This is a genomic window from Rhizobium metallidurans, from assembly GCF_014196505.1.
In the GTDB taxonomy this organism is placed as follows: Bacteria; Pseudomonadota; Alphaproteobacteria; order Rhizobiales; family Rhizobiaceae; genus Rhizobium; species Rhizobium metallidurans.
In genome coordinates, this window is record NZ_JACIDW010000003.1 from 378702 (window position 1) to 391204 (window position 12503).

17 protein-coding genes are annotated in these 12503 nt (G+C 60.2%); 10 read left to right on the forward strand and 7 right to left on the reverse strand.

The window, feature by feature from the left end; genetic code table 11:
- Positions 1-4 precede the first annotated feature (4 nt).
- The 4 genes from GGQ67_RS08570 (at position 5) to GGQ67_RS08585 (ending at position 3492) form a co-directional block, all read left to right on the forward strand.
- Positions 5-469 (forward strand): GNAT family N-acetyltransferase, encoded by a 465-nt coding sequence (locus GGQ67_RS08570; RefSeq protein ID WP_183899726.1) that lies wholly within the window; start codon positions 5-7, stop codon positions 467-469.
- Between the two features lie 23 nt (positions 470-492).
- Positions 493-762 (forward strand): hypothetical protein, encoded by a 270-nt coding sequence (locus GGQ67_RS08575; RefSeq protein WP_183899727.1) that lies wholly within the window; start codon positions 493-495, stop codon positions 760-762.
- 166 nt (positions 763-928) lie between these two features.
- Positions 929-2011 (forward strand): glycosyltransferase, encoded by a 1083-nt coding sequence (locus GGQ67_RS08580; RefSeq protein WP_183899728.1) that lies wholly within the window; start codon positions 929-931, stop codon positions 2009-2011.
- Positions 2012-2025: 14 nt separating this feature from the next.
- Positions 2026-3492: an ArnT family glycosyltransferase gene (locus tag GGQ67_RS08585; protein ID WP_183899729.1), complete on the forward strand. Its 1467-nt coding sequence runs from the start codon at positions 2026-2028 to the stop codon at positions 3490-3492.
- Between the two features lie 38 nt (positions 3493-3530).
- On the opposite strand, the gene GGQ67_RS08590 is transcribed toward GGQ67_RS08585, so the two are convergent.
- Positions 3531-3788 (reverse strand): YjhX family toxin, encoded by a 258-nt coding sequence (locus tag GGQ67_RS08590; protein ID WP_183899730.1) that lies wholly within the window; start codon positions 3786-3788, stop codon positions 3531-3533.
- A gap of 294 nt (positions 3789-4082) precedes the next feature.
- Here GGQ67_RS08590 and GGQ67_RS08595 point away from each other — a divergent pair, with 294 nt between their 5' ends.
- Complete coding sequence (locus tag GGQ67_RS08595) at positions 4083-4589, forward strand: GNAT family N-acetyltransferase (RefSeq protein WP_183899731.1); 507 nt, start codon at positions 4083-4085, stop codon at positions 4587-4589.
- Here the strand turns inward: GGQ67_RS08595 and GGQ67_RS08600 are convergent.
- Positions 4586-4891, reverse strand: a complete 306-nt coding sequence (locus tag GGQ67_RS08600) for a DUF1294 domain-containing protein (protein WP_183899732.1) — start codon at positions 4889-4891, stop codon at positions 4586-4588. The genes GGQ67_RS08595 and GGQ67_RS08600 overlap by 4 nt on opposite strands.
- 147 nt (positions 4892-5038) lie before the next feature.
- On the opposite strand from GGQ67_RS08600, the gene gatB reads away from it, so the two are divergent.
- From gatB to GGQ67_RS08625, 5 genes are all read left to right on the forward strand, one after another.
- The gene (gene gatB / locus GGQ67_RS08605) at positions 5039-6544 is read left to right on the forward strand and encodes an Asp-tRNA(Asn)/Glu-tRNA(Gln) amidotransferase subunit GatB (protein ID WP_183899733.1); all 1506 of its coding nucleotides are present in this window, start codon (positions 5039-5041) and stop codon (positions 6542-6544) included.
- Between the two features lie 63 nt (positions 6545-6607).
- Complete coding sequence (locus tag GGQ67_RS08610) at positions 6608-7114, forward strand: GNAT family N-acetyltransferase (protein WP_183899734.1); 507 nt, start codon at positions 6608-6610, stop codon at positions 7112-7114.
- Between the two features lie 10 nt (positions 7115-7124).
- The gene (locus GGQ67_RS08615) at positions 7125-7589 is read left to right on the forward strand and encodes a GNAT family N-acetyltransferase (RefSeq protein ID WP_183899735.1); all 465 of its coding nucleotides are present in this window, start codon (positions 7125-7127) and stop codon (positions 7587-7589) included.
- A gap of 105 nt (positions 7590-7694) precedes the next feature.
- Positions 7695-8093, forward strand: coding sequence for an NADH:ubiquinone oxidoreductase subunit NDUFA12 (locus tag GGQ67_RS08620; RefSeq protein ID WP_183899736.1), 399 nt, complete (start codon positions 7695-7697; stop codon positions 8091-8093).
- A 103-nt stretch (positions 8094-8196) separates the two neighbouring features.
- Entirely contained in the window at positions 8197-8628 is a 432-nt protein-coding gene (locus tag GGQ67_RS08625; RefSeq protein ID WP_183899737.1) for a DUF2155 domain-containing protein, read from the forward strand.
- A 26-nt stretch (positions 8629-8654) separates the two neighbouring features.
- Here the strand turns inward: GGQ67_RS08625 and aat are convergent, their stop codons facing one another.
- From aat to GGQ67_RS08650, 5 genes are all read right to left on the reverse strand, one after another.
- Positions 8655-9269 (reverse strand): leucyl/phenylalanyl-tRNA--protein transferase, encoded by a 615-nt coding sequence (gene aat / locus GGQ67_RS08630; RefSeq protein WP_183899738.1) that lies wholly within the window; start codon positions 9267-9269, stop codon positions 8655-8657.
- Positions 9270-9274: 5 nt separating this feature from the next.
- On the reverse strand, positions 9275-10621 hold the full coding sequence (gene accC, locus GGQ67_RS08635; RefSeq protein WP_183899739.1) for an acetyl-CoA carboxylase biotin carboxylase subunit: 1347 nt from the start codon (positions 10619-10621) through the stop codon (positions 9275-9277).
- 10 nt (positions 10622-10631) lie between these two features.
- Positions 10632-11111, reverse strand: coding sequence for an acetyl-CoA carboxylase biotin carboxyl carrier protein (gene accB / locus GGQ67_RS08640; protein WP_183899740.1), 480 nt, complete (start codon positions 11109-11111; stop codon positions 10632-10634).
- 18 nt (positions 11112-11129) lie between these two features.
- The gene (aroQ, locus tag GGQ67_RS08645) at positions 11130-11567 is read right to left on the reverse strand and encodes a type II 3-dehydroquinate dehydratase (protein ID WP_183899741.1); all 438 of its coding nucleotides are present in this window, start codon (positions 11565-11567) and stop codon (positions 11130-11132) included.
- A 143-nt stretch (positions 11568-11710) separates the two neighbouring features.
- Positions 11711-12469: a DsbA family protein gene (locus tag GGQ67_RS08650; RefSeq protein ID WP_183899742.1), complete on the reverse strand. Its 759-nt coding sequence runs from the start codon at positions 12467-12469 to the stop codon at positions 11711-11713.
- Positions 12470-12503: the final 34 nt, after the last annotated feature.

Here is a 12503-nt window from a genome sequence, read left to right on the forward strand (position 1 = left end):
GGACATGACCATCGCCGACCACATGCTGGTCGGCGAAGTCGGTTTTGCGGCCTGGGAGTCCAGCGACGCCTTCAAGCATTATGATCTCACATCCGAGATTTCCGAACGTGTTCGGCACGAGTTTTCGATTTTTCCCGCAAGCACATCGGGCGACGTGCATGTCGCGGAACTTGATGGCGTAATCGCAGGCTGGGCGGCCCGAGACGGTGCGCGCGACTACGTATCGGACGTTTGGGTGCATCCGGATCATCAGGTCGTGGGTATTGGCAAAAAGCTGGTCCGCCACATACTCGAACTCATCTCGGCGGACGGTCATCCATTGGCGCGCATCGATACGCATGCCAGCAACGTAGGCGCGATCCGGCTTTATGAGCGCTGCGGCTTTGCTGTCGTCTGGCGCGGGATCGAGTTTTCCAAGAGTATGGGGATCGATCTCGAGAAGGTTCATATGGAAAAGGCGCTACGCTGACGCCTACGGACAGGAGAAGGTTTATGGCATCGCAAATTGCAACGCTCGTCGAGGCCTTCGACCGTCTGGCCGCCGCGGATTTCGTGATGGGAGCGGAATGGGAGGCCGTGCACAATCTCTGCCAGGCCAGTGAAGGAGAGCAGTCTTTCGACTGGGGCCACGCACTCTGTCACCGCATCGAAGGCGATGAGTGGAATGCCGGCTACTGGTATCGGCAGGCGGGCAAGACAGCTGCGACAGGTTCGTTCGGCGATGAGTGGGCCGCCATGCGCCCGGCATTGCTGGCTAAGTGAAAACGGCACGGCATCCGGAGTTGCCGTGTTTCGGTCGCTGGTTTTTCACCTCGGATTGATCGGTCCACAAGTATCCAGATTGATGATGCTGATCGTTTAGGTGTCTCGCTGGATTTCTATTTGAGGACCTGCTACGTGCGGTTGGTTTCTATTGGTGGATAACGTTTTGCCCGCAGGTCGTATTTCTATTATCGCCCCGACATACAATGAGTCGGGAAACGTCATTCCTTTCATCGAACGCACGAAGGCTGCCCTCCGCGATAAGGATTGGGAGATCATCTTCGTCGATGATGACTCCGCCGACGGAACGGCGCAGAAAGTGTTCGACTATGCTGCGCATGACCCGCGGATACGCGTTATAACGCGCCTGAAGGATAGAGGTCTCGCGAAATCGAGTATCCAGGGCATGTTATCTGCAAAGGGCGGGCTGCTCTGTGTGATGGACGTCGATGGCCAGCATAATCCTGAGGTGGTCAAGGATCTGGTCGATCGACTGCATCGGGATGACTTGCACATCGTCAGCGCCGCCCGTCGGCTGGGCGACGAGCGCCAGGCGGATGCGTTGTCGCCGGTCCGTAACGCGTTGTCTAAGGTCGGAAACTGGCTGAGCAGCTTTGTCTTGGGGCGCCGCCTGGTCGATCCATTGACGGGATTTTTCGTCATCAGACGCGAGGTTTTTCTGCGCGTCGCTCCGGAACTTGGAGATGCGGGTTTCAAGCTCCTCCTCGATATCCTCTATTCCCACAAGGAACTGCGCCACGCTGAAGTGCCATTTGATTTCCAGGCGCGGCTCAGCGGCGAATCCAAGCTCGATAGCTACGTCATCTGGAAATTCGTCACCTTCCTCCTCAGCAAGATGACCCGTGGCATCGTGCCAGCAAACCTGATTTCGTTCCTGTTCGTTGGGGGGCTGGGTCTCTTCGTTCACCTGTCGGTGCTTTACAGCGCATTGGCGCTGACAGTGCCTTTCATGGCGGCGCAGACCGCAGCGACGCTGGTGGCGGCCACCAGCAACTTCCTCCTCAACAATCTACTGACTTTCCAGGATCGTCGATTGCGCGGCTGGAACAAGTTCTGGGGCTATCTGAAGTTTCTACTCGTATCCTCCGTCGGTATCGTCGCCAACGTTTCAGCCGCAACTCTTGCCTATGAACGGCTCGTTCACGTGGTCTTCCTTGCCACGCTGGCGGGCATCGCCATCGATACAGTCTGGAAGTTCGTAATCGCCAACAAGTTCATCTGGAAGTAGACGAGGCGCGCCCCATGCAGTCCAAGACAGCGGATGCTGTAAAGCCGCTCTGGATCGTTCTTTCGATTATCATCTGCGTGCTGGTGCTGCGTCAACTCGTGCATCAGTCGATGTTTTTTGATGGTGCTATCTATGCTAGCATCGCGCGCAACCTCGCTGGAGGTGCTGGATCACCGTGGCGACTGCAGTTCTCGGAGACCTTGTTTTCGATCTTCGCCGAACATCCACCCTTGATGATGTGGCTCGAAGCGATTGCTTTTCGTTTGTTCGGCGACACGATCGCCGTCGAGAAATGCTTCTCCTTGATGACGCTTGTCGCCAGCGGCTTTATTCTGCTTAAGATTTGGCGGAGACTGCACGTAAACGATCAAGATATTCGGGCGGCAGGCCCTCTGGCCTTGATCATGGCGCTCGTTGCCGGACGCGTTAGCTGGGGTTTCACCAATGGAATGCTCGAAAACCTGCTGATCGTTTTCACCTCGCTCGCCATCTACTGTGTTGTCATCGCTTACGGCGGCACCGGTGCGAAGAGCGTTGCTTTGCGCTCGGTCTTGATGGTCGCGGCAGGGATTTTGGTGGCGTTGGCGCTGATGACCAAAGGCTTGGTCGGTCTGTTTCCGCTTGCAACGCCGGGGATATGGTGGCTGGCATTTCGCCGTCAAACCCTAGTCTCCGTCATCTTTGACACACTGGTCATGACGGCGACTGTAGCCGCTTTCTTTGCAGCTCTCTGGCAGCTGGACGACGCCCGAGACGCGATCCAGCGTTATCTCTCGATACAGTTGGTGCCGAGTCTGACCGGTCAGCGCGGCAGTGGCGGCGGCAACTGGAATGCCGTACGCGCCTTCGTCCGCGTCAATGCCTATCCGGCAATCTTGACGTTGATTGTCCTGCTTTGTGACAGGCGCTGGGGAAGCCGCCCCGAACTGCCTCGCGATATAAAGCAGGCGCGGCGACAAACTGCCGTCTTCCTGGTCCTCGTCGGCTTTTCGGCCTCACTTCCGTTGCTCGTCAGTCCGCGCGTCGCCAGCTTCTATTTCAATCCCTCGCTGGCATACTTCTCATCCGCCTTCGCGATTGCTAGTGCGCCGGCGGTTATTCGATCTCTCACCGCACTGAATGAGACTTCATCCCGTCGTCTTTTGCTTGGTCTAATCGCGGCGCTAGCGCTGAGCATCATCCTAGTCGGTTTCAACATCGGTCGCCCGGGTGCCGATGCGGAGACGATCGCCAATGCGACGCGCATTTCGGATCGCGTCTGCCCAACAACGGAGGGCTGCGAGCGTGTCGTAACTGTTTGCGGCGCCGCCGCCGAAGATTGGGCGCTCTATGGCTATCTGCAGCGTCGGTATAAGATAAGCTTGGCGACCGCGGATGTCGCCAAGGGCAAATATATGGTGGCTGACGATAGCTGCTCCGTCGATGCCTCCTACCGCGATACCGGTCTAAATCTATCAAAGTATCGCCTGCTTCAACGCTGATTTGGTGAAAACAGCGCCCTGATGGCGCCGTTTCCCTGTCACCGGTTATCCAGCTGCGAGCGCACCAGCCGCAGCCCGCGCTCGGTGATCCGGTATGGCTGTCCGGTCTGCGATCTGATCGCCTTCAGCCGTTTGAGCCTTCGAAAGAGCTCCATGTCGAAGCCGCGGTAGAGCCAGCCGTCGCGGGTGAGGCAGTTGACGGCTTCGATCTTCTTTTTGTCGTCGCGTTCGATTTCGATGCGGCCGCCCTGTGCCAGCAGGTGCAGGATGCGCTGTTCCGCGCGTGAAATGTCCATGAGATGTTGATCCGGTCTCGCGCCATCCAAAGGCGCACAAAAACGATCTGGCGTCCGGATGGGACGTCAGGGCTTCGTTCTCGTCGGGCCCATGCGCGCAAGAAAACTTGCGGGCAGGGCCTTTACCGGGTCTCTGATTGCGAGCTCAACATCGGGATTTGATAGGCCGAGCCCGTCTCCGCGTCAAGCAAGCTCGTCTGCCGCAATGCGGGACAAATCTTGCCTGACGTGAGGTAAGGGTTTGATATGGCCTGATTCAGTGCTTTAATTTCCTCGGTGTTTCGGAGGTTCTGATTGATCACGATTCGCAATGCACATGAGGGAGAGGCTGGGGCCCTGAGCGAGATCGGCCTGCGCGCCTGGCAAAGGGCGATGGCGCCGATCGGCGAAGCTGATGCGATGGCGCCCGCCGCCCGCAATGCCTTCCTCAATTTCGCCGAGACCCGCTGGCTGACCATCACCGTCATCGAGTGGCACGGCCACACGGCCGGCTGGGCCGCCCGCGAAAATCTCGATGAGACGATTTCCGACTTCTGGATCGATCCGTCTTTCACCGGCCATGGCCTCGGTTCGGCGCTGTTGCGGTCGATCGAGAAGGAAGTGGCGGAGCAGGGGCTTGATAGCGTGATGATGCAGACCCACGCCGAGAACAACGAGGCGATCACTTTTTTCAAGAAGAATGGTTACGCCATCCATTGGCTGTCGGTCGCCTACAATCCCAAGCTCGACCGGGACGTCCCCTCGGTTGGGCTGTCGAAGCCGGTGTCGTCGCAGGGCGATGGCCCGTATGGCGCCTTCTAGATCAGCCCAAGCATCCTGGCCGTGATGCCGGACACGAGCGCGACCACGGCGAGCAGATGTAGGGCGCAGATCGCCATCAGCTCGGAGCGAAACGGCTCCTTGCGGGTCTTGTGGCGCAGCAGCTGCTGCGCGCCGACGGCGCCGGGGCTGCCGGCAAGGAAGGCAAGCGTCAGAAGCGTTTTTTCGCTGATGCGCCACTGGCCATCGCGCGCCGCCTGCTTGTCGACGAAGTAGATCGCGAACACCAGCCCGTTCCACGCGGCAAACAGTCCGATGATTTTGGCGAGATCGGTGAGAAGCATCCGCGAAGTTTAGCGGCGGCCCGTTAACAACCGAAAAATGCCAGCTGTCCGGGCCGCAATGGTCGAGACCATGCCGAAAGCCTTGCACCGGAAGGTCATTTCCGTTACCTCACCAGTTGAATAAGATAGCCTCAAAAGAGCATTTCCATGACCCTTGTCGACGTTCGCACGCCTGATCCGAAACGCTTCATTCCCGGCGCCACTGGCGATTGGGAAGTCATCATCGGCATGGAAGTCCATGCGCAGGTGCTGTCCAATTCGAAGCTGTTCTCCGGCGCATCGACCGAATTCGGCAAGCCGCAGAATTCCAACGTATCGCTCGTCGATGCCGCCATGCCCGGCATGCTGCCTGTTATCAACGAGGAATGCGTTGCCCAGGCGGTCCGCACCGGCCTCGGCCTGAAGGCGCGGATCAACAAGCGCTCGATCTTCGACCGCAAGAACTATTTCTATCCTGACCTGCCGCAGGGCTATCAGATCTCGCAGTTCAAGGATCCGATCGTCGGCGAGGGCCAGATCGTGATCTCGCTCGGTCCGGATCGTCAGGGCCAGTTCGAGGATATCGAGATCGGCATCGAGCGCCTGCACCTGGAACAGGACGCCGGCAAGTCGCTGCATGACCAGCATGCCACCATGTCCTATGTCGACCTCAACCGTTCGGGCGTCGCCCTGATGGAAATCGTCTCCAAGCCGGACATGCGCTCGTCGGATGAGGCCAAGGCCTACATGACCAAGCTGCGCTCGATCGTGCGCTATCTCGGCACCTGCGACGGCAACATGGACGAAGGCTCGATGCGCGCCGACGTCAACGTCTCCGTGCGCCGCCCGGGCGAAGCCTTCGGCACGCGCTGCGAGATCAAGAACGTCAACTCCATCCGCTTCATCGGCCAGGCGATCGAATACGAAGCCCGCCGCCAGATCGCCATCCTCGAGGATGGTGGCGTGATCGACCAGGAAACCCGCCTGTTCGATGCCGGCAAGGGCGAGACGCGCTCGATGCGCTCGAAGGAAGACGCGCACGATTATCGCTATTTCCCGGATCCCGACCTGCTGCCGCTCGAGTTCGACGACGCCTATGTCTCGGCACTCGCGGCCGACCTGCCGGAACTGCCCGACGACAAGAAGGAGCGCTTCGTGCGCGAACTCGGTCTCTCCATCTACGACGCCTCCGTGCTCGTGTCGGAAAAGGCGATCGCCGACTACTTCGAAGCCGTTGCCGAGGGCCGCGATGGCAAGATGGCCGCCAACTGGGTCATCAACGACCTCTTGGGCGCCTTGAACAAACTCGGCAAGGATATTGAATCGACTCCGGTTTCCGCCGCTCAGCTCGGTTCGATCATCGACCTCATCAAGGCCGAGACCATCTCCGGCAAGATCGCCAAGGACGTCTTCGAAATCGTTCTGAGCGAAGGCGGTGACCCGGCCGAGATCGTCGAAAGCCGCGGCATGAAGCAGGTCACCGACACCGGCGCCATCGAGAAGGCCGTGGACGAGATCATCGCCGCCAACCCTGATCAGGTCGCCAAGGCGCAGGCCAAGCCCGCGCTCGCCGGCTGGTTCGTCGGCCAGGTGATGAAGTCGACCGGCGGCAAGGCCAACCCGCAGGCCGTTCAGGCTCTGGTCAAGGCCAAGCTTGGCATCGTCGAGGAATAGGTCATCCGGCATCGCCGAAAAGTGTGAAGCGGTTTTCGGATAGCCGATGCCGGAAGGAAGAAAATGGTCTACTTCGTCCGCACCGCCAGCGAGCGCGATCTCGACAAGGTTCGCGCTCTCCTGGTCGAAACCTTCCATGCGACCTACGACGCGCTGCTTGGCGCGCCGAAGGTTGATGAGCTGGTCGCGACGCTCTTCTCGCCCGCGGCGTTGAAGACGCGCATGGCAAACAAGAACGCCGAATTCCTGGTGGCCGACGACGGCAAGGAGATTGGTGGCGTCGGCTATGCGGCCATGTCCGGCGAGATGACCAAGACGGTGATGCTGCATTTGCTTTACGTGCGCCCCGCGCTGCAGCGCGAGGGCATCGGCCGCGATATCTTCGCCGAACTCGAAACCTGCTTTCCGGCGGCCGAGATCATGCGGCTCGAGGTCGAACCGCGCAACGAGGCGGCGATCGGCTTCTATCACCAGCTCGGTTTCGCCGATGTCGGCCGGTCCGAAAACAACGGCCCCGGCCAATCCGGCATCCCGGCGCTGATCCTCGAAAAGCCGCTCGCCAGCTATTGAAGCGTTGTCCATGACCAAGCAGATCATCATTCGCGAAGCCCGCCGGGACGATCTGAAGGTATTGATCGCCATGTTCGCCGCCGACGATATCGGCGGCCACGGCGATACGGTTTGCGAAGACGCACTGCCTGACTACGAGCGCGCCTTCGAGACCATCGCCGCCTCTCCCGACCAGACGCTCTACGTCGCCGAGCTGGCTGGCGAAGTCATCGGCACCTTCCAGATCGTGATCGCGACGACGCTCACCGGCCGCGGCGCGTCCTTCATGATCATCGAAGCCGTGCAGACGCGCAGTGACATGCGCGGCCAGGGCATCGGCGCCCGGATGATCGAATTCTGTATCGAACAGGCGAGGGCGCGTGGGCTTCCTCGGGTGCAGCTCATCTCCAATGCCAAGCGCAAGGATGCTCATCGCTTCTATGAGCGGCTCGGCTTCGAACCGTCCCATCTCGGCTTCAAGATGGCGCTGAAATGAACTGTTTTGGCTGCGGAATCGCTGGACAACCGGCGCTGCTGGCGGCATAAGCAAAAGATCGAATTCTGGTCCCGTCTGCTCCCAAGGCAGGCACAAGGAAAAGACATGAAAACTCTCCTCCTGCAAATCTTCACCTGGTGGAACGGTCAGACGATCGGCACCCGCTTCGCGACCTGGCGCTTCGGCAAGCGCGTCGGCGAAGATGAATTGGGCAACGTCTACTACGAAGGCGGCACCACCTCCTTCGGGCTGCCGCGCCGTTGGGTGATCTACAAGGGCTACGCGGACGCATCGGCGATCCCGCCGGGCTGGCATGGCTGGATGCACTACCGCACGGACGTTCCGCCGTCCAAGGAGACCTATGTCGCCAAGGATTGGCAGGTCGCGCATCGCGCCAACCCGACCGGTTCGCCGCAGGCTTATCGTCCGCCGGGCTCGCTCGTCGTTGCCGGCGAACGCCCGCGGGTCACCGGCGACTACGACGCATGGACGCCCGGCAGCTGATAGGCTGTCCGGCCCCGCTTTTGGCCACAATTGACCTATACCCGCAGAATGGCCGCAGACACTGCGGCCTTCTATTTTTGAAATGCGGTGGAGACGGAAAGATATGAAGCTTCTCACGCGGAACCCCGTCCTGCGTGCCGCCGGGATCGCTCTGGCGCTTGGCTCGTCCTTTCTGCCGCAGACGGCTCTGGCCGCCCGCATCGACAATCCTGTCGCCGTCTTTTCCGGCCTCGACAAGATCACCGGCCGCATCACCACCTTCGACGTTTACGTCAATGAAACGGTCCAGTTCGGCGCCCTGCAGGTCACGCCCAAGGCCTGCTATTCGCGCGACCAGACCGAAGCCCAGAAGATCGACGGCTTCGTCGAGGTTGACGAGATCACGCTGGATCGCAAGATCCGCCGCATCTTCACCGGCTGGATGTTCGCCGACAGCCCCGGCCTCAACGCCGTCGAGCATCCGATCTACGACGTGTGGCTGAAGGACTGCAAGGCGACGTCGGATGTGCCCGCGCCCGACAATGCCGCCAAGTAAGGCCGCCAGGTAATATCAGCAGTTTTCTAGAATTCGAGATGCGGCGAATCCATCGCCGCGGCGAGCATATGCTCGTATTCGTCCTTCGCAACGTCGATCGCGCCGAAGGTCTTCAGGTGTTCGGTCGTGAACTGCGTGTCGAGCAGGACGAAACCCTTCTGCTTCAGCCGTTCCACCAGATGCACGAGACAGATTTTCGAGGCGTCCGTGCGCCGCGAGAACATGCTCTCGCCGAAAAAGGCGGCGCCGAGCGATACGCCGTAAAGCCCGCCCACCAATTCATCGCCGTCCCATGCCTCGACGGTATGCGCGTGCCCCATGCGGAAGAGCGAGGCGTAGAGTGATCTGATCGTCTGGTTGATCCAGGTGCTCGGCCGTCCCGACGTCTCCTCGGCGCAGGCGGCGATCACGGCCTCGAAATCATGATCGAAGCGGATCTCGAACGGTTTGCGCCGGATGGTCTTGGCGAGGCTTTTGGAAACGTGGAAATCATTGAGCGGCAGCACGCCGCGAAGATCGGGCTCGACCCAGAAGATCTCGGGATCGTCAGCCGATTCGGCCATCGGGAAGAGCCCGATGGAATAGGCGCGCAGGAGAATTTCCGGTGTGATGCCTGGAGATTTCCTGCGCGACCCTGCCATTGCGGTTAAGCCGGCTTGCTGGCCAGATAGTTTTCCAGCCAGTGGATGTCGTAGTCGCCGTTGGCGATATCCTGGTTGTCGACCAGATCCTGGAAGAGCGGCAGCGTCGTCTTGATGCCGTCGACCACGAACTCGTCAAGCGCGCGGCGCAGACGCATCATGCATTCGACGCGGGTGCGGCCGTGCACGATCAGCTTGCCGATCAGGCTGTCATAGTAGGGGGGGATCTTGTAGCCCTGATAGACACCCGAATCGATGCGCACGCCAAGACCGCCAGGTGCGTGGAAATGCGTGATCGTGCCGGGCGAGGGCACGAAGGTGCGCGCGTCCTCGGCGTTGATACGGCATTCGATGGCGTGGCCATGGAAGTGGATCTCATCCTGCGTGACCGACAGACCGCCGCCGGAAGCGACGCGGATCTGCTCGTGCACGAGATCGATGCCGGTGATCGCTTCAGTGATCGGGTGCTCGACCTGAAGACGGGTGTTCATTTCGATGAAATAGAACTCGCCGTTTTCGTAGAGGAACTCGATCGTGCCGGCGCCGCGATACTTCAGCTTCCTCATGGCGTCGGCGCAGACCTGGCCGATCTTCATGCGCTGTTCGACGTTGAGGGCAGGCGAGTTGGCTTCTTCCCAGACCTTCTGGTGGCGGCGCTGCAGCGAGCAGTCACGTTCACCAAGATGGATGGCATTGCCTTCGCCATCACCAAACACCTGGATTTCGATGTGCCGCGGCTTGCCGAGGTACTTTTCCATGTAGACGGCTTCGTTGCCGAAAGCGGCGGCCGCCTCGGTACGGGCCGTCGACCAGGCCTCGATCAGATCGTCGGGGCTCTTGGCAACCTTCATGCCGCGACCGCCACCACCGGCGGTCGCCTTGATCAGCACCGGATAACCGATTTCGGCGGCCGTCTTCAGCGCGTCTTCCTCGGTCTTCACTTCGCCGTCGGAGCCTGGAACGACGGGGATGCCGAGTTCCTGCGCCGTCGTCTTGGCGGTGATCTTGTCACCCATGATGCGGATGTGTTCCGCGGTCGGGCCGATGAAGGTGATGCCGTGCGCTTCGAGGATTTCGGCGAACTTGGCGTTCTCCGACAGGAAGCCGTAGCCGGGGTGGACCGCGTCGGCGCCGGTGATCTCGCAGGCAGCGACGATCTGATGAATGTTCAGATAGCTGTCGCGCGACGGCGGCGGGCCGATGCAAACGCTTTCGTCGGCCAGGCGCACATGCATGGCGTCGGCATCGGCGGTCGAGTGAACGACGACGCAGGGAATACCGAGCTCTTTACACGCGCGAAGCACGCGAAGGGCGATTTCCCCGCGGTTGGCGATGAGGATTTTCGAGACCATGACGTCCGCCTTATTCGACGACCACGAGAGCTTGGCCGTATTCGACCGGCGCGCCGTCTTCGACAAGAATTTCAACGACCTTGCCCGACTTCGGGGCAGGGATCTGGTTCATCGTCTTCATTGCTTCGATGATGAGCAGCGTCTGGCCTTCCTTGACCGTCGCGCCCACTTCGATGAAGGCGCGCGCGCCCGGAGCCGGCGCCATGTAGGCGGTGCCCACCATCGGCGCGGTGACCGTGTTGGCCGGGTTGCGTGCCGGAGCGGCGGCGGCAGGTGCTGCGCCAGCAGCCGGCGCGGCAATCGCTGCCGGAGCGGCCGCGTAGGCGGGGGCAGCCATCGGCGCCTGGACATACTGCGTGTTGCCGGCGCGCGAAACGCGGATGCGCAGATCGTCCTGCTCGACTTCAATCTCGGTCAGATCCGTGTCGTTGAGGATGTTCGCGAGATCGCGGATCAGTGCCTGGTCGATACCGTTCTTTTTTTCAGCCATGAGTTTTGCCCTGTCTTTTTATGCGGTGACGTTCTTCAGCGCGTGGAGCGCCAGAATGTAGCTGTATGGTCCGAAGCCGCAGATGACGCCCTTTACGGCGGGCGCGATCATCGACTTGTGGCGAAATTCTTCCCGCGCATGAACGTTGGAGATATGGAGCTCTACAACGGGAATGGAAATGGCGCGGATCGCATCATGAAGCGCAACCGATGTGTGCGTGTAGGCGGCGGCGTTGATCGCAACGCCGATTGCCTTGTCGTCGGCCTCGTGCAGCCATTCGACGATCTGGCCTTCATGGTTGCTTTGGCGGAAATCGATATCGAAGCCAAGCTCTCGCCCGGCAGACCTGCAGTCCGCCTCGATGTCCTGAAGCGTCTTGCCGCCGTAAATGCCTGGCTCTCTTTTGCCGAGCATGTTCAGGTTTGGCCCGTTCAGGACGAAAATGGTTTGCGTCATCGAGTGTTCCGTCAAATGTGCGAGGGCAACCTATAGACTCACCAAAGGCTTAATGAAAGCCCTTTGGATAAGGCATCAGGAATCACGCCATATTGTCCACATGGCTGAAGCACTCGGATTCCGGCAATTTGATGGGGGCCGGCTCAGCAGCTGGTCTTGCCGCAGGTCCGCATGTTCTTGACCTTGGTCTCGAGGTCTTCGTAACCGACCGCGCCCTGCACCAGCTCGTTGCCGATCACGTAGGATGGCGTGCCCGTGATGCCGAGGCTCTGCGCCAGAGAATAGGTTTCCTGCACGGATGCGTCGCTCGGGTCCTTCGCCATCTCGGCGCGGATTTCCTTTTCGCTGACACCCAGCGACTGCGCGACCTCGATGGCGCTTGCCTCGTTGGCGCGGCCATCGCTGCCGAGAAGGGCGATATGAAACTGGCTGTACTTTTCGGGGGCCAGCTTGCGGAAGGCCGCCGAAACCTTGTGCGCTGCAACCGATTCAGGGCCGAGGATCGGGAATTCCTTGAGCACGAAGCGGATGTTCGGATCCTTTTTCAGGATGGTCTGCATGTCGGACAGGGCGCGGCGGCAATAGCTGCAATTGTAGTCGAAGAACTCGACGATCGTGACATCGCCCTTCGGGTTGCCGAGCGCCATGTCGTACTTGGAATCGAAGATCGCCGCCTTGTTTTCCGAGATCGTCGCGTTGGCTTTGACCAGGCGTGCGGCTTCCTGCTTTTTCTGCAGGGCGTTCTGAACATCGAGCATGATCTCCGGGTTCTCGATGAGATATTGCTTGATGAAGTCGCCGAACTCCTTCTTCTGCGCGTCGTCGAGTGCAGCGGCCGGCTGGGCGGAGACAACGGAGGCGGTCAGCGCGAGCGCCATGAAGATTTTCGGGAGAATGGCCATGATATCCTCGTCTTTGCGGGTGATGTCGGTCGTC

Excerpts from the sequence above, each read along its gene's own strand:
- GGQ67_RS08570 (WP_183899726.1), top strand. The coding sequence starts at position 5 with ATGACCATCGCCGACCACATGCTGGTCGGCGAAGTCGGTTTTGCGGCC.
- GGQ67_RS08575 (WP_183899727.1), top strand. The coding sequence starts at position 493 with ATGGCATCGCAAATTGCAACGCTCGTCGAGGCCTTCGACCGTCTGGCC.
- GGQ67_RS08585 (WP_183899729.1), top strand. The coding sequence starts at position 2,026 with ATGCAGTCCAAGACAGCGGATGCTGTAAAGCCGCTCTGGATCGTTCTT.
- GGQ67_RS08590 (WP_183899730.1), bottom strand. The coding sequence starts at position 3,788 with ATGGACATTTCACGCGCGGAACAGCGCATCCTGCACCTGCTGGCACAG.
- GGQ67_RS08600 (WP_183899732.1), bottom strand. The coding sequence starts at position 4,891 with ATGCTTCTCACCGATCTCGCCAAAATCATCGGACTGTTTGCCGCGTGG.
- gatB (WP_183899733.1), top strand. The coding sequence starts at position 5,039 with ATGACCCTTGTCGACGTTCGCACGCCTGATCCGAAACGCTTCATTCCC.
- GGQ67_RS08610 (WP_183899734.1), top strand. The coding sequence starts at position 6,608 with ATGGTCTACTTCGTCCGCACCGCCAGCGAGCGCGATCTCGACAAGGTT.
- GGQ67_RS08615 (WP_183899735.1), top strand. The coding sequence starts at position 7,125 with ATGACCAAGCAGATCATCATTCGCGAAGCCCGCCGGGACGATCTGAAG.
- GGQ67_RS08620 (WP_183899736.1), top strand. The coding sequence starts at position 7,695 with ATGAAAACTCTCCTCCTGCAAATCTTCACCTGGTGGAACGGTCAGACG.
- GGQ67_RS08625 (WP_183899737.1), top strand. The coding sequence starts at position 8,197 with ATGAAGCTTCTCACGCGGAACCCCGTCCTGCGTGCCGCCGGGATCGCT.
- aat (WP_183899738.1), bottom strand. The coding sequence starts at position 9,269 with ATGGCAGGGTCGCGCAGGAAATCTCCAGGCATCACACCGGAAATTCTC.
- accC (WP_183899739.1), bottom strand. The coding sequence starts at position 10,621 with ATGGTCTCGAAAATCCTCATCGCCAACCGCGGGGAAATCGCCCTTCGC.
- accB (WP_183899740.1), bottom strand. The coding sequence starts at position 11,111 with ATGGCTGAAAAAAAGAACGGTATCGACCAGGCACTGATCCGCGATCTC.
- aroQ (WP_183899741.1), bottom strand. The coding sequence starts at position 11,567 with ATGACGCAAACCATTTTCGTCCTGAACGGGCCAAACCTGAACATGCTC.
- GGQ67_RS08650 (WP_183899742.1), bottom strand. The coding sequence starts at position 12,469 with ATGGCCATTCTCCCGAAAATCTTCATGGCGCTCGCGCTGACCGCCTCC.